This is a genomic window from Nocardia sp. NBC_01377 (assembly GCF_045040005.1).
Classification (GTDB): Bacteria; Actinomycetota; Actinomycetes; order Mycobacteriales; family Mycobacteriaceae; genus Nocardia; species Nocardia noduli.
This window is the reverse complement of sequence record NZ_CP109566.1, coordinates 3929302-3951022: the sequence shown is the minus strand read 5'-3', so window position 1 is coordinate 3951022 and position 21721 is coordinate 3929302. Positions and strand designations below refer to the sequence as shown.

Here is a 21721-nt window from a genome sequence, read left to right as displayed (position 1 = left end):
AAGACGATGAACTCGATGATCCACCGGCAGGTGGGTACCGCCGGGAGTGCGATTCGCGAAACCGCGCTCGGCGGACTACTCGTCGTCCTCCTGGTTTCCGGGTTGTCGGCCCGACCGTTCAGTGACGAGGTGGCCGACCTGCTGTGGCTGTCGGCTGTTGTGGTCGCTGTCGTCCCGGCGACCTGGTGGGTGGTGGGCGATCTACGAAAAGGTCGTTACGGGGCTGATCTGCTCGCCCTGATCGCTTTGGTCGGCTCCGCCGTCGTCGGCGAATATTTCGCCGGTGCGCTCATCGCACTGATGGTGGCCACCGGCCGGATACTCGAGGCGTACGCGGGCAGGCGCGCCGGACGGGACTTGACCGCTCTGATGGAGCGAGCCCCAGCGCAGGCACATCGGCGGGTATCGGGCGGTCTCGAGACGGTCCCGGCGGAATCCATCGTTCCCGGTGACGTCGTCGCCGTGCTGCCAGGGGAAACCGTTCCCGTGGACGGAACTCTGCTGGCGGAAGGCGTGTTCGACGAATCCGCGCTGAGCGGCGAATCGGTACCCGTAGTACGTCGCGCCGACACCGAGATCCGCAGCGGTGTGGTGAACGCCGGTGCGACGGTGGATATCCGGGTCGCTGCGACGGTCGAGAGCAGCACCTACGCGGGCATCGTCACCCTGGCCGGACAAGCCGCCGCCACCAGTGCTCCGGTCGCCCGGTTGGCCGACCGGATCGCCGTGTGGTTCCTGCCGCTCGCGCTCGCCGTGGCAGGCGCCGCGTGGGCGTGGACCGGGGATGCGGTGCGTGCGGTCGCGGTCGTGGTCACCGCGACGCCGTGCCCGCTGCTCCTGGCTGTCCCGGTGGCGATCACCGCGGGTATGTCCCGCACAGCCCGGGCAGGGGTGGTAGTCAAGGACGGCGCCGCACTCGAGACTCTCGGGCGAGCGCGGAACCTGGCGATGGACAAGACCGGCACCGTGACGGTCGGCAGGCCCGAAGTCGTCGACATCATCACCGAACCGGGAGCCGACGGTGACCTGGTGCTGCGGCAAGCGGCCGCCGTCGAACAATTCTCACCGCACGTACTCGCGCGCGCGGTCGTCGCGGCCGCCACCCGACGTGGGCTCGAACCCGCGACCGCGCGGGAAGTATCCGAGCAGCCAGGACAGGGCGCGACAGGGACCGTGGACGGGCACCGCGTGCGGGTCGGGCGACTGCCCGCCCAACTCGATTCGCAACCGTGGGCAGACGCAGCGCTGCGGCGGGCCCGTCTGGATTTGGCCGGGATCATCTGGGTCACGGTCGACGGCAGACCCCGAGCCGCCCTGCTGGTCCGTGATCGCCTGCGCGCCGACGCCGCCCGGACGACACGTCGACTGCGGGCAGCGGGGCTGAAACGCCTGCTGTTGCTGACGGGCGATCGTGTCGACAACGCCACCGAGGTCGCCAGGATGCTCGGCCTGACCGAGGTCCTCGCCGACGCCGACCCTTCCGACAAGATCGCCGCCATCCGTACCGAGCGTCGAAGCGGGATTACCGTCATGGTCGGGGACGGCGTGAACGACGCGCCCGCGCTGGCGGCGGCCGATGTTGGCATCGCGCTCGGCTCACGCGGATCCACAGCGGCGGTCCAAGCCGCGGACGCGGTCATCATCGACGATCGGATCGATCGACTCGCCGACGCCGTCGAAATCGCCCAGCGCGCGCACCGCATGGCGGTTCAGAGCGCGGTGGCGGGTATGGCGCTGTCACTGCTGGCGATGATCGCCGCCGCGTTCGGGCTCCTCACACCAGCAGCGGGCGCCTTGGTGCAGGAGGGGATCGATATCGCGGTCATAATGAACGCGCTGCGAGCCCTGCGCACCGGCGACCGTCGTCATACCGCGACGATCGACCCGCTGGTCGCGCGATTCGCCCACGAACACGACCGGATGCACACCGCACGGGCCTCGGTTCGCGCCGCGGCCGACTCTCTGGCGGATGGTCCCGGTACCACCGCCGACGCCGCGATTCGACGTGCTCTCGATTCGCTCACCGAATTCGTGCTGCCACACGAGCACGCCGAAGAATCCGACCTGTATCCGGCGCTCGCCGAATACCTGCGTGATCCGGAGGCGATGGTTCCCATGAGCCGCGAACACACCGAGATCGACAGGTTCGCCGACCGGATCCGCCGACACCTCGAAGCCTCTCCCGATGGCATTCAGGCCGACCAGATCGATGATCTTCGCGCGACGTTGTACGGCTTGGACGCCATCTTGACCCTGCACTTCGCCCAAGAGGACGAGGCACTGTTCACTTTGGCGGATCACCGGGAGACCGCACCGGGATAGCAGTGGACCTCGCGCACTCCAGGAAGGTACGTCGGGGATGTTTCGATCGGGACTTCCGAGTCGAACTGCGCGACGACAGAGTCTTTGTACCCGAGGGTTCCGGGACCGATGTCCTCGTTCGGTCAGGCCATGTGCTCTGTGTCAGCTGGCATGGCCCGGCGGATAGTAGGTGAGCCGGCCACCGCGACGTCGGGAGAACGCCGATCGACAACCAGCCCTTCCTCGGATACGGATGAACGGGCCGCCCTGTCGTCAGTGTTTCTTCCCCGCCCGGTGGCCGGGCTTCCGGTCCCCATCGAATCCGGTGACAGGGCCGGTCTTCATCGGAACCGCGCACTGTCGCGTGTGTGGGCCGAGTCGGTGTGGTGGTCGAGAATTCCTGGATTCGGAAGTGGGTTGTCACAGGTGGAACTGTCCCCGACACGGACGCGCGGAATTGGATCGCGCGGTGAAGCGATTCCCGGCGTGCGGGCTGTAATCGCAGGTCGAGCGCGCCCTGCGGCTGTTCGGTCGGATTGTGGTGTCGCAGCAGCCGAAAGCAGTGATCGGCCGTGAACGAAAATCGATCGGCCGCCGACGCGGGTCGTGCCGTGCATCAGCTGGATCGCGTCGATGCCCTGTGCCTGCTGGCGAGCGTTCCCGTCGGGCGTGTGGTGTTCACCCGCAACGCATTACCGGCGATCCGGCCGGTCAATCATCTCATCGAACCGGACGGGACGATCATCGTGCGCACCCGGTTCGCGGCATCGCTCACCACCGCGCTGCGCGGTGACTCGGGGCTCGTTGTGGCATACGAAGCGGACGAGATCGACCCGGTTCGACGGATCGGATGGTCGGTGGTGGTCACCGGGATCGCGCGGCCGGTGACCGACGCCGAGCGCGTCGCGAAATTCGAACGGCTGCTACGACCCTGGGTCGACAACATCACCGACACGGTGATCGAGATCGACCCCACCATCGTCCGCGGCATCCGGCTCGTGGAGAAGTCGAAATAGGCGACGACCCTTCACTCTCGCACGGTCAGTATGTCGGCCAGCGGCCGACGTGGTGTCGGCGTGATCGGGTCTTCGTCCTTCGGGGCGATGCCCACCCGAACGACGACTTGCGGCACGCCCGGTCGAGGCAGCAACCCGGCGAGGACGTCTCGGCCCGCGGGCAGTTCGGTGATGTGCGTGAGTGCACAGGTCGCGAATCCGGCGGCTGTGCACTCGAGCAGCAGAAGCGACAGCGCCTCACCGGTATGCAGCCATTGCAGCGCCGAGTCGCTCTCGGAACTGAGTACAAGCAGCCGGGCGTGGTCATCGAGGTCGCCGCGTCGTGTCGAATGCGGTGCGGACGGGAACCTGCGCGCGACATCGACGCGGGCGGACTCGGCGTCCGAGGTCAGCGCGCTGGCGGGCACACCTTCGGCCGCGCTGGAATGTCCTGCCCACCAGTGAAGTTCGGTTTGGTAGTCCATATCGTAGTGGTGCAGTGCGGCAGCCAGCTCGGATGCCGCGGCGATGCGCGGTCGCGCTGATTCATCGAGAAGTTCGAGTTGGAGTTCGTGGGGGTGCACGAGTATGCGCATTGTGTGCAGCAGTTCCGGCAGGTCAGCGGGCTCGTGCAGCGGCAGCCGATCGGTATGTCGCCGCTCGATGGCACGCGCGCGTTCAACTACCCCCTCGGGCGGCTCGGGCCAGGGGCGGAAAGTGATGGTCGCGAGCAGTTCGGGATGTTCGGGGTCGGGGATCCGGACGGTGTCGGTGTGCCAGCCCGCGGCGGCGAACGCGGTGCGTGCGTGGTGCAGCACAGCGCCGCAGCTGATCACCTGCTGCCTGCCGCGTGGGTCCATCTCGGTCAGCAGTCGGTCGGTATCGCGGTACAGGTGCAGTCGCGTGCGGTCGTACACCCACCGCCAGGGTTGTGTGTTGTGGACCGACGGAGCCCGGCTCGCGAGCCGCAGCGCCGCAGACACCGTCGATCGGTCCGGTACGGAGAGCACAGGGGATCGGTTACTGTCGGTCATATCACCCAGTCTGGTCGCGCGGGGCCGTTACGGGTATGGGACTTCCGCCCGTTGTCCGAGGTCTATGGTCACCCGACGCGCACTGCTCGGTGATCGTGGGCGAGTGCGTATCGCTACGGGGACCGAGGTAATCGCACAGGGGACTTTCGACCGCTGCGGCCTCACTGCCACGGGTGTGACAGTGGAAGTGTCAGGGCTCGCCGTGAGGTAAACCAGGAGACCAACGACGACCGCTGTTCGTGGCGGTGAAGTCCTGCCCCGAGCGGATGGGATAAAGATGACATGATGCGAGTGTGGCGAGTGGACGCCCCGGGACCGGTCGATTCGTGTCCGCTCCGCATGTACCGCGAACCCCTGCCGGAACCCGGGCCCGATGAGTTGCTGGCGCGGGTCCTGGCGTGCGGGGTGTGCCGGACCGACCTGCATGTGGTCGAGGGAGATCTCGATGTTCGTCGTGAATCGGTGGTCCCCGGCCACGAGGTCGTGGGCGAGGTGATCTCGGTTCCGGCGAAGACCGGTGAATTCCAGGTCGGCGATCGGGTCGGTATCCCCTGGTTACGCCACACGTGCGGAATCTGCCGGTACTGCGAACGCGGTATGGAGAACCTGTGCCCGAACTCGCGCTACACCGGATGGGACGCGGACGGCGGATACGCCGAATACACCACGGTTCCCGTCGACTTCGCGCTGCGATTGCCCGATGGGTACGCCGACGAGGCGTTGGCCCCGCTGTTGTGTGCTGGCATCATCGGATATCACGCGTTGCTGCGTGCGGAACTACCAGTGGGCGGCGTGCTCGGTATCTACGGATTCGGCGGCAGTGCGCATCTCACCGCGCAGGTCGCGCTGGCGGGCGGGGCGCGGGTGCACGTGATGACCAGGGGAGAGGCGTCGCGGGAGTTGGCCTCCGCACTCGGCGCGGATTCCGTGCGGGGCGCGGCCGACCCACCACCGGAACCGCTCGACTCGGCCATCCTGTTCGCCCCGGTGGGGGAGTTGGTGCCACCGGCACTGGAAGCCTTGGATGCCGGTGGCACGTTGGCGATCGCGGGCATCCATCTGACCGATATCCCGACGCTGAACTACCAGCGACATCTGTTCCGGGAACGCCAGATACGCAGCGTCACCTCCAATACGCGAGAGCAGGCGCGGGCCTTCCTGGACTTCGCCGAACGACACCGGTTGCGGGTGTCGACGCACGGCTACCCGCTCGACCGGGCCGATCAGGCCTTGAGTGATCTGGCGCATGGCCGGTTCGACGGCGCGGCGGTCCTGCTGCCATGATGAGAGTTCCGCGCGGCCGTTCCCGACCGCGCTCCTCGCGGCAGCTCACGCGCCGGAAACGTCCTCGCCCAGCGCTCGGATCGCCGATCCGAGTTTCGAGGTGGCCTCGGCGGCAATCGGTTCGAGCGCGGGTTCACCACTGACCTGCACCATCAACTCCGGATCCATCGCCTCGACGATGATCATGTCCTCGGCGGCGGTGTCACGACGAACGACGACGTTGCACGGCAGGAGCAGACCTATCTGGCGATTCACCTCGACGGCACGGTGAGCCAGTGGCGGGTTGCACGCGCCGAGGATGAGGTATTCCTCCATATCGTGGCCGAGTTTGGCCTTCAATGTCGCTTGCACGTCGATCTCGGTCAGCACTCCGAACCCTTGTTGCGACAAAGCGTCACGGGTGCGCTCGACAGCGTCGGCGAAGCTGGTCTGCAGGGTGGTCGACAAGGCGATGTTCATGACGGTCTGCTTTCTGTCGCGGTGTGATGTGCTTTCTTTCCCGACCCGCTACACGAGGAACTACGGCTGTGGCGTCGCGTAACGGTTCACCGAAGTGGGTAGGCCGAGCCGGGCCATCAGCAGGCTCGCCGGACACCAGCCGAGGGTGCCGTAGAGCACAAGATTCGCTCCGGCGAACCCCGTCGGCAACAGCCACCACGGCGACACCGTCGCCGCCAGCAGTGTGCCGACCAGTACGACGAAACCTGCGAGCAGCGGGACCACTCGCGGAATCGACCAGCCTTGGTGACGAGGTAGTTGTGACATCGGTATCTCCGTCGGTTCTAGGGACGGCACCCGCGTTGTACAGGTCAGGCGAGAGCCAGGAACAGTTTTTCCAACTCGGCTTCGGTCATCGGCGTGCTGCCATCGGGGGTCTGTCCGCTCAGACATTCCCGCAAACCGGTGGCGACGATCTTGAATCCGGCCTTGTCCAGCGCGCGCGACACGGCGGCGAGTTGGGTGACGACGTCCTTGCAGTCGCGACCCTGTTCGATCATGGAGATCACTCCCGCGAGTTGTCCGTGCGCCCGGCGCAGCCGATTGAGTACCTGGGCGATAGTGTCTTCGTCGCCGACCATGATGTCTTCCTTCCTCGATCCCTATGCCTGGATCATACCCCCAGGGGTATGATCCAGGATTCGGTCCGGTCGGTGTGGTCAACGGTGGTGGGCGAAACTGATCGAGGGCAGGATCCTGGTCAGCCAGGCCGGTGACCACCATGCGCCGTGACCGGTCAAGCGCAGCAGGACCGGAAGCAGCACCAGTCGCACGAGTAGCGCGTCGAGCAGTACGGCTGTGCCGAGAATGATGCCCATCTCCTTGGGGGGCAGCGGATCGGCCAGAGCGAAGGTGAAGAACACGGCCACCATGACCGCCGCCGCGGCGAAGATCACCCGCCCGGAGTGGGCGAGACCGTCGACGTGGGCGATCTTCGGATCACCCGATCGCTCGTAGTGCTCCTTGGCGGTCGCCAGCAGGAACACGGTGTAGTCCATCGCGATCGCGAAGATCATGGCGAAGAAGAACACCGGACCCCATCCGTCCAGGAAGCCCTGCGGGGTGAAGCCGAGCAGACTCGCGCCGTGCCCGTCCTGGAAGATCAGTTTCGCGACGCCGAACGCGGCGGCGGTCGAGAGCAGGCTGACCACGGTGCCCAGCACGGCGATCACCGGGGCCTGCAACGCGACGAGCAGCAGCAGGAACCCCAGAACCAGAATGATGCCGACGATGAGCGGGAAGTAGTCGTTCAACGCCTGCTGCAAGTCGAGGTTCTCCGCGGGAGCGCCACCGACCAGGGCGTCGGCGGGCAGCGCGCCGCGCAGCCGGTCGAGAATCGCACCCATCTGCGGATCGGAGGGATCGACGCCGGGCAACGCCTGCATCATGACCACGCCGCTGCCGTCTGTGGCGGGTTGGGGCGGGGTCACCATGGTGATTCCGTCGGTCGCGCCCGCGAGCTGTGCGGTCCGCGTCGCCTCGGCGGCGGGGGCGATGATCTGGAGCATGCCCGGCGCGCCCTCGCCCATCTGAGCCTGGACCAGTTCGTAGCCCTGGCGAACCGGGGCGTCGGCGGGCACGACCTCGATCGATGGCATGGCCACCTTCAATCCGAGTGTCGGCAGTGACAAGGCGATCAACACGAGCAGTGCGCCGATCGCGAACGGCCACGGATGTTCATGGAGCAGATTGCCCCAGGCCGCGAAGCGGGGCGAGCGATGCTGCTGCTTCTTGGCATACGGCAGCGAACCCGCGTTGACCTTTCCGCCCAGCGCGCCGAGCGCGGCGGGCAGCAAAGTCATCGTGGCCAGCAGGACGAACAGCACCGCGAGCATGATCCCGACCGCCATCGTCCGCACCGCGGGAGCGGGCACGATCAGTACCGCCGACAGGCTCACCAGCACCGTGAGGCCGGACAACACGACGGCCTTGCCCGCGGTGTCCATGGTCTCGGCGACCGCGTCGCGCCTGGTGGCGGCGTTGCGGAGCGCCTCGCGGAAGCGGGCGACGATGAACAGCGCGTAGTCGATACCGAGGGCCAGTGCGAACATCATCGCGAAGTTCATCGCCCACACCGAGATCGGGGTGATCTGGTTGAGCAGCACAAGTCCGCCCGCAGAGGCGACCAAACCCGCCAGCGTCAGCAGCAGCGGCAGACCGGCCGCGACCAGTGACCCGAAGGCCAGCACCATGATCGCCAAGGTCACCGGCCAGGAGAACAATTCGGCCTTGATCATCGCGTCGTGATTGGCCTTGTTGAAATCGCTCCACAGCGCCGAGGCGCCGGTCGGATAGACCTCGATCCCGTCCCCGGCCAGCGCGGTCAGGGCGTCCTTGTGCTCATCGACGGCCTTGACCATGTCGTCGGTGCTCGCGTTGGCACCCGCGATGAGGATGCCGGTGTGGCCGTCCGGGCTGATCGACATGCCGGGTTGCGGCGCGATCACCGCCCCGAACCGGCTGTCACCGGCGAATACCTCGCTTATCTCGCCGAGCACCCGCTGCGCCTGCGGACTCTGGATCGTGACCGTGCCGGAGTGCACCACCACCTGCACCGCTGCCGAGGAATTACCGCCGAAGTGCTGCTGCGCCAGCTCGCGGACCCGGACCGACTCCGATCCGTCGGCCTGCCAGCCAGCTCCGGCCAGTGAACTGAACACCGACGGTGCCGCCGTGCCGAGCGCCACCAGCACAACGAGCCAGACGCCGAAGACGATCTTGGCGTTGCCCGCCATGACAGCGCCCAGCCGGGCGAGCAAACCTCCGGCGGTCGCCGGGGAACCGGGTGGGGCGGTCGGCTCGATGCTCGTAGTGCGACTCATCGGAGGTCCTCCTCGAAACTGGGCGACGAAGTTGTGAACAGGCGTCGGCGGCATGGTCGAAAGCCAGTGAATCTGCAATGCCACGGGGTCCTGGCTTGGTCAACCTTTATACCCCTAGGGGTATTCCTCGACGATTCCGAATATACCCCACCGGGTATCGGTCGATGGAACGGTCGACCTCACACGACTCGGCGGTCGGTGCGCCTCGGCAGTCGGACGGGTCGGCTCCCATGTCGCCGACGGATCGCTGCATACCCCTGGGGGTATGCTGGGTTTCGGTGCCCGCTGATCCGAGAACGAACTCGATGTGCCCATCGTGACGCGACTGCTCGCCGGCTCGTCGCGGTGGAGATCTCAGCCGTTCCAGAAAGGAATTCGCAATGACCGATATAGACCTGTATCTCGATCCCGTATGCCCGTTCGCATGGGTGACCTCGCGCTGGCTCCTCGGTGCCGCCGAGGCCGTCGGCGCCCGGGTCACTCTGCGGCAGATGAGCCTGGCTGTCCTGAACGAGGGCCATGACGTCGACGCCGCCCATCGGCCGATGATCGAACGATCGCGTCGGCTGGGGCGGCTGTTCGCCGCCGTCACCGAGGTCGAGGGCCGGGAGGGATTCGCGCGTCTCTACGAGACGATCGGAACACGAATGCATGTCCACGGCGAGGATGTGACGCACGACGGGCTCGATGAACTGCTCGAGAATTGCGGACTCGATACGGCGCTCTCGGCGTCTCTCGACGACATCGCCTTCGACGACGCCGTCGCGAGTGCGCACGCTGCCGGTCAGCGAAGTCTCGGCGGACGCGGCGGCAGCCCCATCCTCGCGATCGACGACCGTGGATTCTTCGGCCCGGTGCTGACCGAGGATCCCGGTCTGCGGCAGGGCGTGGCCTTGCTCGAAGCCGTGATCACCATGGCGACAACGCCGGGATTCGCTGTGCTGCAACGGCCTTTCACCGGACCGCCGACCATCGACAAGGCCGGACACCGCAGCGTCGCGCCTCCGGAAGACGCGCTCCGGTCGTGACCCCGCGCTGATCGCAGCGAGGTACCGGAGGTGTTCGGCTGATCGCGCCGACGTCCGCTGCGCGCTACGGGGACCTACGACCCCTGTTCGTGGGTCTGCGTGCCCTGTCTCCATCCGACGCGCGCGGCGATAGTCGAGTATGTCGGCCATAGCGACCGCGACGACTTTCCCGTTCGATCGACGGCGCGGTCGCGGCAGCGGGTCGATATGACGAATTCTCCCAGCACACAGTCGAAGTGGAGCCTGAAATGACCACCCTCGCGAACCATCAGTCGATCGTCGTAGGAATAGACGGCAGTCGGGCAGCCGTGTCCGCCGCGCGGTGGGCGGGTGCGATCGCTGCCCGGCAGCAGGCGCCGCTCGAACTCGTCGCCGTGGTGTCGACCCCCGACCACCGGCTCACCGCCGCCACCCTCGCCGAAGCCGGTCTGCTCCCGCGGCTGCGAGAGGTGGCGATGGAAAAGCTGCGTGTGGCCGCGGCGGCGGTGCACGAGGACCATCCGCGGTTGCGCGTCGACCAGCGGGTGCTGGAAGGGGCGCCGTCGCGGGAACTCATCGCCTCCGGCGATACGGCACAACTGGTGGTCGTCGCCTCGAGCGCCGACGATCGATGGAGCACGCTGTTGCTGGGCTCGACCGCGCTGCGTGTGGCGAACAAAGCGAGTTGCCCGGTCGTGATCTGGCGGGGTGACCGCGCGCAGCCGCTGCCCGACGAGCGTCCGATTCTCGTCGGCGTCGACGGTAGCCCGGGCAGCGACGCGGCGGTCGGTCGCGCCTTCGAACTCGCCGCGCTGCTCGGGGTGGGAATCGTCGCCCTGCACGCCTGGAACGACCCGGACCTGTTGCAGTGGACACAGGTGGCCGACAGCTGGGAGGTCCTGGCGCAACAGGAAGAGGAACTGCTCGCTGAGCGCTTGTCGGGCTGGACGGAAAAGTACCCGGATGTGTCGGTGACCCGGGTGCTGCAGAAGAGCCCTACCGCCCAGGCGCTGCTCGAGCACGCGGCCGGGTCGCAACTGGTGGTGACCGGAAGCCACGGACACAACCGCGTCACCGGGGTGTTGCTCGGATCTGTCAGCCAGAATCTGCTGCACCACGCACCGTGCCCGACCTTGATCTGCCGCGATCGCGGCTGATCGGCACGAGGCGGAATCGGGATCGCCGCCACTTCTCTACGCGCCGACCGCGCGAGGGTGCGGCTGGCGGTGACCGTGTCCCCTCGCTGTGTCGAACGGCGTGAGTTCGCGTGAGGGTGCCTGCCTCCATCGAGGCAGGCACCCTCACGCGATGGGGACACATTGGTGTGAACGGTCATCGAGCAATGTATCTTCCGGTCGAACGGCCTTGTTGTTGAGGGACTTTCGCCTCTGAATCTGGCTGATCGAGCTGGGCAGGGTGGCATTATGCGTACGAATGAATCAGCTATCGACTCGGTCATCCGGATCTCGGTCGGCCACCACGTCTCGGCGGGAGCGTCCGACTATGCGCGTGCGAAGATCATTCCGGTTCTAGATCACGGATTCGATCCCATACTGGGCGTGCGGGTCCGGTTGACCGGGCACCCCGATCCCGCGGTGGCTCTCCCGATTGTCGCTCAAGCAAACGTCAGCACCGTCGACCGGACAGTCCGGGTCCAGGTCGCGGCGGCGACCACACGCGAGGCGATCGACCTGTTGGCCGCCCGGTTGAAGACGCGTCTGGAACGTTTGGCCCGGCATCGCGATGCGGTCCGTAACGGCCGCCGTGGACTCCGCGGGCACGACTGGCGTCACGGAGATATCCCACGAGTCTGGCTGTCCGGTTTTCCGCGCGAGTCCGACCAGCGCGAGGTCATCCGGCGCAAGTCCTACGCGCTGATCGGAGAGACCTGTGATGAAGCGGTCTTCGACATGGAGACGATGGACTACGAATTCCATCTGTTCACCGAATCCGGCAGTCGCGCCGATAGCGTCATGTACCGGGCAGGCGACACGGGTTACCGTCTCGCGCAGGCAGTTCCGCACCTCGACACCGTGGTCCGAGGCGCGACCGCGTGCACGATCAGCCGGATGCCGGCTCCGATCCTGGACGTCGGCAACGCCGTCGAGCGACTCGAGCTGACCGGGTACCCGTTCGTCTTCTTCCGCGACCGCACGACGAATCGCGGCAGCGTGCTCTACCACCGCTATGACGGCAACTACGGACTCATCACTCCATCGACACAATGACTTCGATTTCGTTGCGGAAGGATCTCAGAACCTGAGCCCGGACTCTGCGGAGTCGGGCAGAACCTCGAGTCCAGGGACTGGCTGCCTCCCGCAGCTCTGTGCTGCGGGAGGCAGTTCGACACCGCGACTGCGCAGGTGGGAGAGCACCTGTCTGTAGGCCGGGCGATCGTGCCGCACGGCGCCTCGCTGGCGCGGCGTACCCTCACAACGCACATCAGTGAGGACCGGTCTGGAAGTCCGGGGAACGGACGGGATCGTCTCGTCTGCTGTGCTCGAGGATGTCACCGAGGGCCAGACGTGGTGTGGCGGGCGGATCGGTACGGGCCTCCGGCGCCATGCCGACGCGAACGAGTACCTGCGGTCGCTGGCCACGGCCGGTCAATTGGCGGACGATATCGCGGCTGCGAGGAAGTTCGGTGAGGTGGGTGAGAGGACAGGTCGCGTAGCCGGCGATCGTGCATTCGAGCAGCACGGTCGACAGTGCCTCGCCACATCGCAGTAGGGCTTCGGGGGAGTCGTCGTCGGTCGAAAGCACCAACACGGCCGCCCGGTCCGGTCCGGTGTCGGCGTCTCGTGGTCCATCGGAGCCGGAGGGGAACTTCCGGTTGATGCCGACGCGTTCGTAGTCCTCCTGGGAAGTCAGCACCTCGGGTGGCACACCGGCGGCTTCGACGGAGTGCCCCGACCACCAGCGCAATTCGGCCTGATATCCGGAGTCGTAGCGCCGCAACGCGGCGGAAAGCTTCGAGGCTCGGGCCAGGTCGGGGCGGCTGTCGGCGGGGAGGACATCCAAGGAAGCACCCTCGGGGTCGAGGGTGCTGCGCAGCACGATCTCGAAATCTTCCCAGTCCGTCGGCTCGGCGAAGGGCAGCCGGTCGGTATGGCGGGCCACGATGGCGTCGGCGCGTTCGCGGTCGGCATCGGTAACGATCAGCGCTGGCCGGAACTCGACAGCAGCCAGGTAGTCGCGCTGGTTGGGATTGGGAAACCTCCTGATCACAGTCCGCCAACCCGCCGCTGCCATCGCCGCGTGAAGATGACCCAACGCGACTCCGCAACTGATCAGCAGTTGTCGGCCGGCCGCGTCGGTGGCGGGCAATATGCGGCTGGACACCGAATACAACCGCAATTCGTGACCGTCGAATATCCACCGCCAGGGTTGGCTGTTGTGTAACGACGGGGCACGACCGGCCAGCAGTACGGCCTTCTCGATGACCTCTCCGGTGGGCGCATTCATATTCCTACCGTATGAATTCGGTGACATCGGGTCTGGAGTCGGAGGTCCCGAGATGAACGGCCGGTAGGCCCCTGGTCGTGGTCGCCGCAGTCAGAGGACGAGAGCTACCTCGGCAGTCCGCGTCCCCACCAGAGTTACGAAGTTCGCCACCCCGACGAGACGGTCTTCGACGAACGCACCTACCGCGCAGTGGTCGGGATCGTCCTTCGATAGCGCCGCACCGACTGTCGTGAGGCTCTCCGGCAGTGTGGCGAAGAACCGATAGTAGCTGTCCTTCGCGTCCATCCCGGCATGCAGACCCGAATGGCTTCTTGGTCGTCGGGGCCGAGTCCGCGGACAGAAGGAGGCGCCGACTTCATCGTCCGGACCCTCTGCCCGGATGGGAGATGAAACGCCTCATTCGCGCGAAACCATGACAGTTGTGCGGGCGTCTTCCTCGACGCTGTTCAAGGTCCGCGCCGCGATCGGTTACGGCCACCTGCACGATCGCATCCGACTCCCGCGTGGTCGGCTCGGAAATCTGCTGCCTGGCGGATGCTCTCGGACAGTGGTGAAGAAATATGCGCATGAGTTCTCTTCGATGTGAGGACGATCAGCGTCTGATGATCTTTCGGGTAATGACTTCGGAGCGGAGAGTTTCGACGGTGGAGAATTCGAACACTTCGGTTCCCGGAAGTCGCACGGTCGCTGCGGCGGCGGCCACCCCGAATTCGCACGCGTGCAGACACGTGTGCCCGCGGCTGAGCTGAAATGTCACCGATGCCACCAGGCTGTCGCCGGCGCAGACATCGCTACGTGGCGGGTGGGGCGATATCGGGGCTGATATCTCGTAGTGCGCAACACGATCGGAGTACACCGCTCCGAGTGCGCCTACCGTGGTGAGGGCGTTGTGTATGGCACCGTTGGCGAGCAGGTAATCATTGGCGGCTCGAGCGTCGCCGAAGTCTTCGATCGGCTGGCCGATCAGTTCGGCGGCCTCATGCCTGTCCAAGCGAACCATGAAGATGTCTTCCTGCAAGGCCTTCGGTAACTGCTCTGCGGCGATATCCAGGATGACTTTCGTGCCATTCGTTCCTGTACGGCGCACGATCTCGGCGCAGAAGTCATCTCGGAGCCCATGGGTGACGCTGCCGGTGATGATCAGATAGGAGACGTCGTGGGCTGCGGCGACGATCGCGTCCATGCACAGTTTCTCCTCGTCGTCCGTGAGGACGGGACCCGGTGGCACGATGTGGTAGCTGTGCCCGGTCCAGTGTTCGGCGACGATTATGGCTTCTCTTGTATCAGAACCGATTTCGGTGCTCCGGTGATCCAGTCCCTCGGCGTCGAGCAGTCGGTTCAGCCTCGCTCCGACTTCTCTGCCCGAGGTGTGCCAAGCGGTCGCCGATCCACCGAGCCTGCGCAGGCATCGTGCGACGTTGATTCCGCCGCCGCCACCTTGGACCGACTGCGGTTTCGCGCGGTTCTTACCGCCACTGCTCAGACGTGGCACTTCCATGCAGGTATCGACAGTGGGATTCAGCGTTACCGTCAGGATTCGCTGCGTAGCATTCTGCTCAGAACTCGACACTGCTCGGCCTCTCTGCGTCTCGGTCGGCGTTCCCGTCCAGGAAGTAGTCCTCATCCCCTTCATCGATGGGGAATGTCAGGGGATACTCGCCGCGTAGCACGGAGCGGATACGCTCGGGCAGGACCTCGAATACATGATCGAGTTGGCCGTGGGAAAACCGTCGACGGAGCGCAGTGGTTGTCGCTCCCGCGAATGCCGGCACTTCGAGCGGGTCGATTCGCGCCGAGGTCGCGAACTGAGTTACGAATGAAGCGAGACCATGCCGCTTCGGCACAGCGGCAGGTTGCCACCCCTCGTAGAGAACCCCTCGCAACAGCGAAGGGAGTTGAGCGCCCATATGTGCGGTGGAGTCGACCGGAATTCGGTCCCGGACGGTGTGCAGCCAGGCTCGCAGGAGACGGTATGCGAATTCCCTGTCATCGGTTCTGTTGGAGACGGCGACATCTGTGATCCAATCCTGCGCTTGTCGCAACGCCGAGGCGAAGGTGTGAATGGGAGCGTGCATCGAGGCCTCCTGCTACCGATCTCGTCCCTATGAGCCTGGCGCTGAGACGTCCGCGATCTACAGTGCCGAAAGGCCCGGAGGCGTTGCCGTTGGTCGTTATTCGCGCCGGACTGCAAGTACCGCAGGTTGCTGATCGTGGTCGCAGAGGCGCCGTCCAATCGAAGGTTGGATTGCGCTCAGGCGCTGTACATCGCGCTGATTTCCGTTGCGAAGTCGCGGAGCACGATATTTCGTTTGAGCTTCAACGAGGGGGTGATGTATCCACTTGCCTCGGTGAGGTCGGCGTCGATCAGTCGGAATTTGCGCACCGCCTCGGCTCGAGAGACGGCTCGATTGCCGTCATCGATGGCGGATTGGACAGCGGCGAGCAGATCCGTGTCGTCGGAGAGATCGGCGATGCTGGCATCACCGGGTTTGCCATTCAACTCTTTCCACGTAGGGAACTGCTCCTCGTCGACAGTGACCAGGCAACTGACGAACGGCCTGCCGTCGCCGACGACAATCACCTCACCGATGATCGAATGGCCGCGGATGCGGTCCTCGATCACGGCTGGAGCGACATTCTTTCCCGCGGCGGTGACGATGATCTCCTTCTTGCGTCCGATGATCGTGAGGTATCCGTCGTCATCGAGCGTGCCCAGGTCTCCCGTGGCGAACCAGCCGTCTCGGAACGTGTCGGCGGTGGCGCGTGGGTTGTTCCAATATCCGGTGAATACGTTCGGTCCTCGGAGCAGAATTTCGCCGTCATCGTCGATACGGACCGTGGAGCCGGGGAGGGGCTGACCGACCGTGCCGATCTTGGGTCGGTCATCCGAGTTGAACGTGGCGGCCGCGCAGGTCTCGGTCAGTCCGTAGCCTTCCAGGACGGTGAACCCGACCCCACGGTAGAAGTGGCCGAGTCGTTCGCCGAGCGCGGCGCCGCCCGAGATGGCGTGCGTGGCGCGGCCACCCAGCGCGGCACGCAGACGGCGATAGACCAGACGGTCGAACAGCGCATGCCGCATCCGCAGCGTCAGCGGGATTCGGCCGTTGTCCCCGGCGCGACTGTACGCGATGGCCGTGGTGGCGGCCAGATCGAAGATGCGGCCCCGACCGGCGAGTTGGGCTCGTGTGCGGGCGGTGTTGTACACCTTCTCGAAAACGCGCGGAACGCCCAGTATCAGAGTCGGTCGGAAAGCGCTGAGCTCGGCGGTGATGTCCTTGGCATCGCTGACATGGGCGATATCGATGGGAACGAATGCCGCCGCGACCTCGGCGAGCCTGCCGAGCACGTGCGCCAGCGGCAGGAACAGCAGCACCGAGGATTCGCCGGTGCGGAACAACGTCGGCATCCGCGCGGTGATGTTGCCCAATTCGGCCAGGAAGTTGCCGTGGGTGAGTTGGCAGCCCTTCGGTCGGCCGGTGGTGCCGGAGGTGTACACGATCGTCGCCAGCCCGTCGGCCGATACGGCGGCGCGGCGATCGGTGACGGCGCTGTCGTCGATCCGTGTGCCGTCCGCCGTCAAGGTCGCGATGGCTTCGGCGTCGATTTGCCAGGTGTGCCGTATTTTCGGCAGTTCGTCGCGCAGGTCGGCGACCACGGCCGCATGGTGGTCGGTTTCGGTGATGATGGCGACCGCCCCGGAGTCGGCGAGGATCCACCGCACTTGTTCGACGGAGGAGGTGTCATATACCGGGACCGTGACGGCTCCCGCACACCAGATCGCGAAGTCCAGCAGCGTCCATTCGTAGCGGGTGCGGGACATGACGGCGACCCGATCACCGACCTGAACGCCGTTGGCGATCAATCCCTTCGCCGTCTCCCGCACCTCGGTCCGGAACTGGGCAGCGCTCAGTTCGTGCCAATCGCCACCGACCTTGCGGCTGATCACAGCGACGTCGGGAGACTTCTCGGCGTTGTGCTCGATCAAGTCGGTCAGATTCCCGCTGGCAGGAACGTGGTACAACGCTGGCAATCCGAATTCGTGCATGACGGCTCCTCGTCGGCGACGCTGCCGGAAGGCGCGGTTGCGCTCGCCTTGGACAAGTGGCCCACATCAAGTGGCTGTGAACCAAGTGTGATCCGTACAACATCGACGTGGCGACGGCTGTTGGCAGTCCCGGGCAAGGACCAAAGTCCTCTGTCTCAGAGGTCCGGCCTGGTGGACAGGGGTAGGGCGTAGCAACAGATCGGAAGTGACAAAGGCAATCGGCGTACGGAATTCCGGCCGGAGGCGTGGAACGATCGGTCGGGATTCAGTGCCTTCGGGACGGGTTCGGCTCCATCAAGGCTTGAAGTGTCATTGCGGCGAGGTGATCTTCGAGCCGCTGGCGATCCGGCATCACGGCGCTGCGGAAGCGGTGCGCGGACATGAATGACAACAACAGCCAGGCGGCCGCGTCGGGTTCGAGGTCGGAGCGGAGGTCACCGGCCTGTTTGCCTTGGGCGATGACCTCGGTCAATACCTCGGCGAGCTCGCCCATGTGTCCGCGTACCGCTTGTTCGACGGCGGGTTCGGCGGTCAGCGTCATCGCGTCGGCGAAGATCACCCCGAGCGAACCGGGGGCATGGAGTTCATCGATGTGTCCGGGGCTGAGCAGGTGTTCGAGCAGGACTGCGATCGAGTCGGTCTCGGCGGCGAAGGCGCGCATCATGGCGCACATCTGGCCGGAGGCGTGCGCTACGACGGCAGCGTAGAGGCCGACTTTGGAGCCGAAGTTCTGGAACAGCACCGGTTCGGTGACGCCGACGCGAGCCGCGATGTGGGCCATGGTGCTGCGCTGAAACCCGGACTCGGCGAACGCCGAGGTAGCGGCGTCGATGATCGACGCGCGACGTTCTGCGGCGCTCAGGCGAGTGCGCCGGGAGTCGGCGGGTCTCGAGGATGCGCGGGCCATGCGGTCATCGTATCCACTCTTGCGAAATAACTTAGTCACAACTAAGTTGAGGCCGTCTTAGTGACTACTAAGTTAGGGAGAGGGCCATGGGCCTCGGACATCTCATGCATCACAATTCCAACCCCGGCACGCGGGGGCTGACGATCGACCACGGCGGAACCTACGATGTGTTCGGCGCGGTGTTCTTCGGCGGGCGCCGCGACCACGTCTACCGACGCCTCGCCGAACTGAGCGGCGCCCGCCCCGGCGATCGCGTCCTCGACATCGGTTGCGGCACCGGCTATCTGACCCGACGCCTGGCCGCGGTCGTCGATTCGGGAATGGTGGTGGGCATCGACCCGTCCGCCGCGGGGATCGACCGGGCCCGCAGGATCACCGAGGAACCGAACTGCACCTACAGCACCGGCGTCGCCGAATCGCTGCCCGCGGAGGACGATTCGTTCGATGTGGTGGCCAATTGCCTGATGTTGCATCATCTGCCTGAGGATCTGCGTCCGACGGCGCTCGCGGAAATGCGGCGGGTGCTGCGTCCGGGCGGGAGGCTGTTGATCGGTGAGTTCCGGCCACCGGCGAATCCGGTCGGCAGGCATATCGTCGGCGCGCTGACCGGGCCGTCGATGGAGCACAACCCGATCCATCTGCTGGCGCCGATGGTGCGGGACGCGGGATTCGAGCAGGTCGACTCCGGAGATCTGCGTCCGTGGATTCGATACGTCACCGCCGTCGCGCCCGGTGCGCGCGGATGAGTCACCTCGGCCGTGGCACGTTGCGGATCATGGCGTTGCCGTTGATCGTCGGGGGAATCGTCGTGCACCTCTGGCTGGGCAGTATGGTCGGCCTCGCGGTCGCGATCTTCGGCCTGGTCGCCCATGTGGCGATCGCGACACTCGGCAGCCGTCGATTGCGCCGCCGTAGACCGTCGATATAGGCGTCGGTCGAACTCGTCGCTCCGACCTCTGGTCAATAGGCCATCAAGTTCGCAACTGCGCACATATGGTCCTAATGTGTACCCGGGGGGGTTCACCGAGTCCGGAGGCCGGAGTGATCGAGATATTGCGGCAGCGTCGGTTCCGCCGACTCTTCACCGCGCAGGTGGTAGCACTGGTCGGTACGGGTCTGCTGACGGTGGCGCTCGGACTGCTGGCCTACGACCTCGCGGGCAGCGACGCGGGTGCCGTCCTCGGCGCCGCGCTCACGATCAAGATGATCGCGTACGTCTTCGTCGCACCGGTGATCTCGGCGGTCACCGACCGGGTACCGCGCCGTATAGTGCTTGTCGGCGCCGACTCGATTCGCGCCGCCATCGCCCTGACGCTGCCTTTCGTCACCCACACCTGGCAGATCTACCTGCTGATCTTCGTACTACAGGCCGCCTCGGCGACCTTCACCCCGGCGTTCCAGGCAGTGATCCCCTCGATACTGGTCGACGAGGACGACTACACAAAAGGATTGTCGCTGTCGCGACTGGCATACGACCTGGAATCACTGCTCAGCCCGGCGCTCGCCGCGGCGGTGCTGACCGTACTCACCTACAACCTGCTCTTCGTCGCTACCGCTGCCGGATTCATCGCCTCCGCTTCGCTGGTCATGACGACCGCGTTGCCGCGACCCATACCCACGGACCGGTCGGTGCCACTCTCACGACGGATCGCCAGGGGCGCACGATTCATGTTCGACCGGCCGGTATTGCGCGGGCTGCTGGCAATGAACCTCGCCGTCGGTGCCGCGACGGCGCTGGTCGTGGTCGATTCCGTCGTGTACGTCCGGGACCTGCTCGACGGCTCCACCGCCGGTGTCGCGCTGGCACTGGGCTGCTACGGCGGCGGATCCATGGTGGTCGCGCTCTCGGTGCCACGCCTACTGACCCGTGTCACCGACCGTGGACTCATGCTGGCCGGGTGCGCCCTGCTGCCGATCGGACTGCTGCTCGGCGCCTCGATCGCGGCGCTGCGGCCCTCTCCCGGCCCCGGATGGCTGATACTCGCCGTGGCCTGGGTGACACTCGGCGCGGGGACCTCGATGGTCAACACACCATCGGCGCGCTTGCTGCGCGCACAGTCGACCCCCGACGTCCGCCCGGCTGTTTTCACGGCCCAGTTCTCGCTTTCGCACGCCTGCTTCCTGCTCACCTACCCTCTCGCCGGATGGGTCGGCGCGAGCGCGGGCCAACTCACCGCGGCAACAGCTCTGGCTGTCATAGCTACACTTGCGGGAACAACAGCCGCGCGAGTGTGGCCGGTCGACATTCCGTCGCGGATCGAGGCGGTACCAGCGGGGAGACGGTGAGCAATGGCGGGCACAGCGGACGCGACGGCTGAACCACCCGCGCCCAGCCTCGTTCACACCGCCGATCCCGACCAGGCGCGCCTCGACGCGGCCGCCGACGCGTTCCGGATGCTGTCCGATGCGACCCGACTCCACATCCTGTGGATCCTCGCCGACGGCGAGGCCGACGTCACCACCCTCACCGAGGCGTGCGGCGCTTCTCGGACCGCGGTCAGCCAACATCTCGCCAAACTTCGTTTCACCGGACTGGTCGACACCCGGCGAGAAGGTCGTCGCATCATCTACCGCGTCCGCGATGGACACCTGTCGCGCTTGGTCCGCGAGGGCCTCAATCTGGCCGACCACATCGTCACCGGAGAACCTCCACACTCCTGATGGTGGGGTCGGGGTACCACGAGGCTTGGGCTTTCAGGCCCGCTCGGCCGGAGTGACGGTTTCATCGATGATGCGACGGTGCAGTTCAGTGGTCATGGCATGGATGGCGCGGGTGAGTTCGGTATTGGTCTTGAGTTCGAGCTCTTCCTCGGCGAAATCGTGGTCAGCTTTGAGCTGCTGGAATTCGGCCGAGCGGTTCTGTCCGATCATCACGAACGTCGACAAGAATATCGCCTCCAGCGATACCACCAGGGTCAGCGTCGGCCAAGGGCTCTGCTCGCAGTAGAGCATCCAGGCAGCGAACCCGATCGCATGGATATAGACGAACGGCATCGATCCGGCGAAGCGGGTGATCCAGTCTGCGACCCGTAGTTGCCAATCGTCGCGGCGACGAGCGTGGAGGTCGGCCACGACGGGATGTCGGCCAGAGTTCGACAGCTGGGACATGGCATGGCTCCTCGACAGAATGAACAGCGATCGACTACGCCGGAATGCTATCGGGCGCAGCGTGTTTCTCACGGATCGGTCGCTTCGGGGCGCTCGGAAACCGGGCGGGATCCAGACGGCCCGCGCTGAGTTTGGCAGCGGCTCGCGGGATAGGCGCGTTGGGAAAAAATCGGTTGTCCGATCCGGACCGGCCGATTGTACTGCGGGTATGACGACTTCATGGGCGCGGTCACGGTAGCTTCTTCTCGATCGAGT

The 21721-nt window shown here is 65.8% G+C and carries 22 protein-coding genes; 10 read left to right on the top strand and 12 right to left on the bottom strand.

The window, feature by feature from the left end:
- The first annotated feature begins 6 nt into the window (after nt 1–6).
- Both OG225_RS18210 and OG225_RS18205 read left to right on the top strand, forming a co-directional pair.
- Nucleotides 7–2322, top strand: coding sequence for a heavy metal translocating P-type ATPase (locus OG225_RS18210; RefSeq protein ID WP_405182757.1), 2316 nt, complete (start codon nt 7–9; stop codon nt 2320–2322).
- Nucleotides 2323–2873: 551 nt separating this feature from the next.
- Entirely contained in the window at nt 2874–3317 is a 444-nt protein-coding gene (locus OG225_RS18205; RefSeq protein ID WP_405182756.1) for a pyridoxamine 5'-phosphate oxidase family protein, read from the top strand.
- A gap of 11 nt (nt 3318–3328) precedes the next feature.
- On the opposite strand, the gene OG225_RS18200 is transcribed toward OG225_RS18205, so the two are convergent.
- Nucleotides 3329–4330: an Acg family FMN-binding oxidoreductase gene (locus tag OG225_RS18200; protein WP_405182755.1), complete on the bottom strand. Its 1002-nt coding sequence runs from the start codon at nt 4328–4330 to the stop codon at nt 3329–3331.
- 285 nt (nt 4331–4615) lie between these two features.
- Here OG225_RS18200 and OG225_RS18195 point away from each other — a divergent pair, with 285 nt between their 5' ends.
- Nucleotides 4616–5614, top strand: coding sequence for a zinc-binding alcohol dehydrogenase family protein (locus OG225_RS18195; RefSeq protein ID WP_405183296.1), 999 nt, complete (start codon nt 4616–4618; stop codon nt 5612–5614).
- 45 nt (nt 5615–5659) lie between these two features.
- Here OG225_RS18195 and OG225_RS18190 read toward each other — a convergent pair whose 3' ends face one another.
- From OG225_RS18190 to OG225_RS18175, 4 genes are all read right to left on the bottom strand, one after another.
- Nucleotides 5660–6073, bottom strand: a complete 414-nt coding sequence (locus OG225_RS18190; RefSeq protein WP_405182754.1) for a DUF302 domain-containing protein — start codon at nt 6071–6073, stop codon at nt 5660–5662.
- Between the two features lie 60 nt (nt 6074–6133).
- A complete protein-coding gene (locus tag OG225_RS18185; RefSeq protein WP_405182753.1) occupies nt 6134–6379 on the bottom strand; it encodes a DUF2892 domain-containing protein in 246 nt (81 codons plus the stop codon).
- A 44-nt stretch (nt 6380–6423) separates the two neighbouring features.
- Nucleotides 6424–6693, bottom strand: coding sequence for a metal-sensitive transcriptional regulator (locus OG225_RS18180; RefSeq protein WP_216916671.1), 270 nt, complete (start codon nt 6691–6693; stop codon nt 6424–6426).
- 78 nt (nt 6694–6771) lie between these two features.
- Nucleotides 6772–8934 carry an MMPL family transporter gene (locus OG225_RS18175; RefSeq protein ID WP_405182752.1) on the bottom strand — a complete coding sequence of 721 codons (2163 nt, stop codon included), beginning with the start codon at nt 8932–8934 and terminating at the stop codon, nt 6772–6774.
- A gap of 380 nt (nt 8935–9314) precedes the next feature.
- Here OG225_RS18175 and OG225_RS18170 point away from each other — a divergent pair, with 380 nt between their 5' ends.
- From OG225_RS18170 to OG225_RS18160, 3 genes are all read left to right on the top strand, one after another.
- Nucleotides 9315–9962 (top strand): disulfide bond formation protein DsbA, encoded by a 648-nt coding sequence (locus OG225_RS18170; RefSeq protein ID WP_405182751.1) that lies wholly within the window; start codon nt 9315–9317, stop codon nt 9960–9962.
- A gap of 248 nt (nt 9963–10210) precedes the next feature.
- On the top strand, nt 10211–11098 hold the full coding sequence (locus OG225_RS18165; protein WP_405182750.1) for a universal stress protein: 888 nt from the start codon (nt 10211–10213) through the stop codon (nt 11096–11098).
- 267 nt (nt 11099–11365) lie between these two features.
- Entirely contained in the window at nt 11366–12169 is an 804-nt protein-coding gene (locus OG225_RS18160; protein ID WP_405182749.1) for a sigma 54 modulation/S30EA ribosomal C-terminal domain-containing protein, read from the top strand.
- Nucleotides 12170–12383: 214 nt separating this feature from the next.
- Here OG225_RS18160 and OG225_RS18155 read toward each other — a convergent pair whose 3' ends face one another.
- From OG225_RS18155 to OG225_RS18130, 6 genes are all read right to left on the bottom strand, one after another.
- Nucleotides 12384–13406 carry an Acg family FMN-binding oxidoreductase gene (locus OG225_RS18155; RefSeq protein WP_405182748.1) on the bottom strand — a complete coding sequence of 341 codons (1023 nt, stop codon included), beginning with the start codon at nt 13404–13406 and terminating at the stop codon, nt 12384–12386.
- 90 nt (nt 13407–13496) lie between these two features.
- Nucleotides 13497–13691, bottom strand: coding sequence for a hypothetical protein (locus OG225_RS18150; protein ID WP_405182747.1), 195 nt, complete (start codon nt 13689–13691; stop codon nt 13497–13499).
- A gap of 307 nt (nt 13692–13998) precedes the next feature.
- Nucleotides 13999–15030 (bottom strand): 1-phosphofructokinase family hexose kinase, encoded by a 1032-nt coding sequence (locus OG225_RS18145; RefSeq protein ID WP_405182746.1) that lies wholly within the window; start codon nt 15028–15030, stop codon nt 13999–14001.
- Nucleotides 14963–15481: a DUF2267 domain-containing protein gene (locus tag OG225_RS18140; RefSeq protein WP_405182745.1), complete on the bottom strand. Its 519-nt coding sequence runs from the start codon at nt 15479–15481 to the stop codon at nt 14963–14965. The genes OG225_RS18145 and OG225_RS18140 overlap by 68 nt, the downstream gene beginning before the upstream one ends.
- 176 nt (nt 15482–15657) lie before the next feature.
- Nucleotides 15658–17451 carry an AMP-dependent synthetase/ligase gene (locus OG225_RS18135; protein ID WP_405182744.1) on the bottom strand — a complete coding sequence of 598 codons (1794 nt, stop codon included), beginning with the start codon at nt 17449–17451 and terminating at the stop codon, nt 15658–15660.
- Between the two features lie 265 nt (nt 17452–17716).
- Nucleotides 17717–18358, bottom strand: coding sequence for a TetR/AcrR family transcriptional regulator (locus tag OG225_RS18130; protein WP_405182743.1), 642 nt, complete (start codon nt 18356–18358; stop codon nt 17717–17719).
- Nucleotides 18359–18444: 86 nt separating this feature from the next.
- Between OG225_RS18130 and OG225_RS18125 the strand changes: the two genes are divergently transcribed.
- From OG225_RS18125 to OG225_RS18110, 4 genes are all read left to right on the top strand, one after another.
- Nucleotides 18445–19104, top strand: a complete 660-nt coding sequence (locus OG225_RS18125; RefSeq protein ID WP_405182742.1) for a class I SAM-dependent methyltransferase — start codon at nt 18445–18447, stop codon at nt 19102–19104.
- Nucleotides 19101–19286 (top strand): hypothetical protein, encoded by a 186-nt coding sequence (locus tag OG225_RS18120; RefSeq protein ID WP_405182741.1) that lies wholly within the window; start codon nt 19101–19103, stop codon nt 19284–19286. The genes OG225_RS18125 and OG225_RS18120 overlap by 4 nt, the downstream gene beginning before the upstream one ends.
- 113 nt (nt 19287–19399) lie before the next feature.
- Nucleotides 19400–20644 carry an MFS transporter gene (locus tag OG225_RS18115; protein ID WP_405182740.1) on the top strand — a complete coding sequence of 415 codons (1245 nt, stop codon included), beginning with the start codon at nt 19400–19402 and terminating at the stop codon, nt 20642–20644.
- A gap of 3 nt (nt 20645–20647) precedes the next feature.
- Nucleotides 20648–21019: an ArsR/SmtB family transcription factor gene (locus tag OG225_RS18110; RefSeq protein WP_405182739.1), complete on the top strand. Its 372-nt coding sequence runs from the start codon at nt 20648–20650 to the stop codon at nt 21017–21019.
- A gap of 33 nt (nt 21020–21052) precedes the next feature.
- Here OG225_RS18110 and OG225_RS18105 read toward each other — a convergent pair whose 3' ends face one another.
- A complete protein-coding gene (locus tag OG225_RS18105) occupies nt 21053–21466 on the bottom strand; it encodes a DUF1003 domain-containing protein (protein WP_405182738.1) in 414 nt (137 codons plus the stop codon).
- Nucleotides 21467–21721: the final 255 nt, after the last annotated feature.

Coding starts and splice junctions, on each gene's coding strand:
- OG225_RS18170 (WP_405182751.1), top strand. CDS start 9,315: ATGACCGATATAGACCTGTATCTCGATCCCGTATGCCCGTTCGCATGG.
- OG225_RS18105 (WP_405182738.1), bottom strand. CDS start 21,466: ATGTCCCAGCTGTCGAACTCTGGCCGACATCCCGTCGTGGCCGACCTC.
- OG225_RS18140 (WP_405182745.1), bottom strand. CDS start 15,481: ATGCACGCTCCCATTCACACCTTCGCCTCGGCGTTGCGACAAGCGCAG.
- OG225_RS18190 (WP_405182754.1), bottom strand. CDS start 6,073: ATGAACATCGCCTTGTCGACCACCCTGCAGACCAGCTTCGCCGACGCT.
- OG225_RS18160 (WP_405182749.1), top strand. CDS start 11,366: ATGCGTACGAATGAATCAGCTATCGACTCGGTCATCCGGATCTCGGTC.
- OG225_RS18175 (WP_405182752.1), bottom strand. CDS start 8,934: ATGAGTCGCACTACGAGCATCGAGCCGACCGCCCCACCCGGTTCCCCG.
- OG225_RS18185 (WP_405182753.1), bottom strand. CDS start 6,379: ATGTCACAACTACCTCGTCACCAAGGCTGGTCGATTCCGCGAGTGGTC.
- OG225_RS18145 (WP_405182746.1), bottom strand. CDS start 15,030: ATGAGGACTACTTCCTGGACGGGAACGCCGACCGAGACGCAGAGAGGC.
- OG225_RS18200 (WP_405182755.1), bottom strand. CDS start 4,330: ATGACCGACAGTAACCGATCCCCTGTGCTCTCCGTACCGGACCGATCG.
- OG225_RS18195 (WP_405183296.1), top strand. CDS start 4,616: ATGCGAGTGTGGCGAGTGGACGCCCCGGGACCGGTCGATTCGTGTCCG.
- OG225_RS18155 (WP_405182748.1), bottom strand. CDS start 13,406: ATGAATGCGCCCACCGGAGAGGTCATCGAGAAGGCCGTACTGCTGGCC.
- OG225_RS18135 (WP_405182744.1), bottom strand. CDS start 17,451: ATGCACGAATTCGGATTGCCAGCGTTGTACCACGTTCCTGCCAGCGGG.
- OG225_RS18120 (WP_405182741.1), top strand. CDS start 19,101: ATGAGTCACCTCGGCCGTGGCACGTTGCGGATCATGGCGTTGCCGTTG.
- OG225_RS18165 (WP_405182750.1), top strand. CDS start 10,211: ATGACCACCCTCGCGAACCATCAGTCGATCGTCGTAGGAATAGACGGC.
- OG225_RS18210 (WP_405182757.1), top strand. CDS start 7: ATGAACTCGATGATCCACCGGCAGGTGGGTACCGCCGGGAGTGCGATT.
- OG225_RS18130 (WP_405182743.1), bottom strand. CDS start 18,358: ATGGCCCGCGCATCCTCGAGACCCGCCGACTCCCGGCGCACTCGCCTG.
- OG225_RS18180 (WP_216916671.1), bottom strand. CDS start 6,693: ATGGTCGGCGACGAAGACACTATCGCCCAGGTACTCAATCGGCTGCGC.
- OG225_RS18125 (WP_405182742.1), top strand. CDS start 18,445: ATGGGCCTCGGACATCTCATGCATCACAATTCCAACCCCGGCACGCGG.
- OG225_RS18110 (WP_405182739.1), top strand. CDS start 20,648: ATGGCGGGCACAGCGGACGCGACGGCTGAACCACCCGCGCCCAGCCTC.
- OG225_RS18150 (WP_405182747.1), bottom strand. CDS start 13,691: ATGGACGCGAAGGACAGCTACTATCGGTTCTTCGCCACACTGCCGGAG.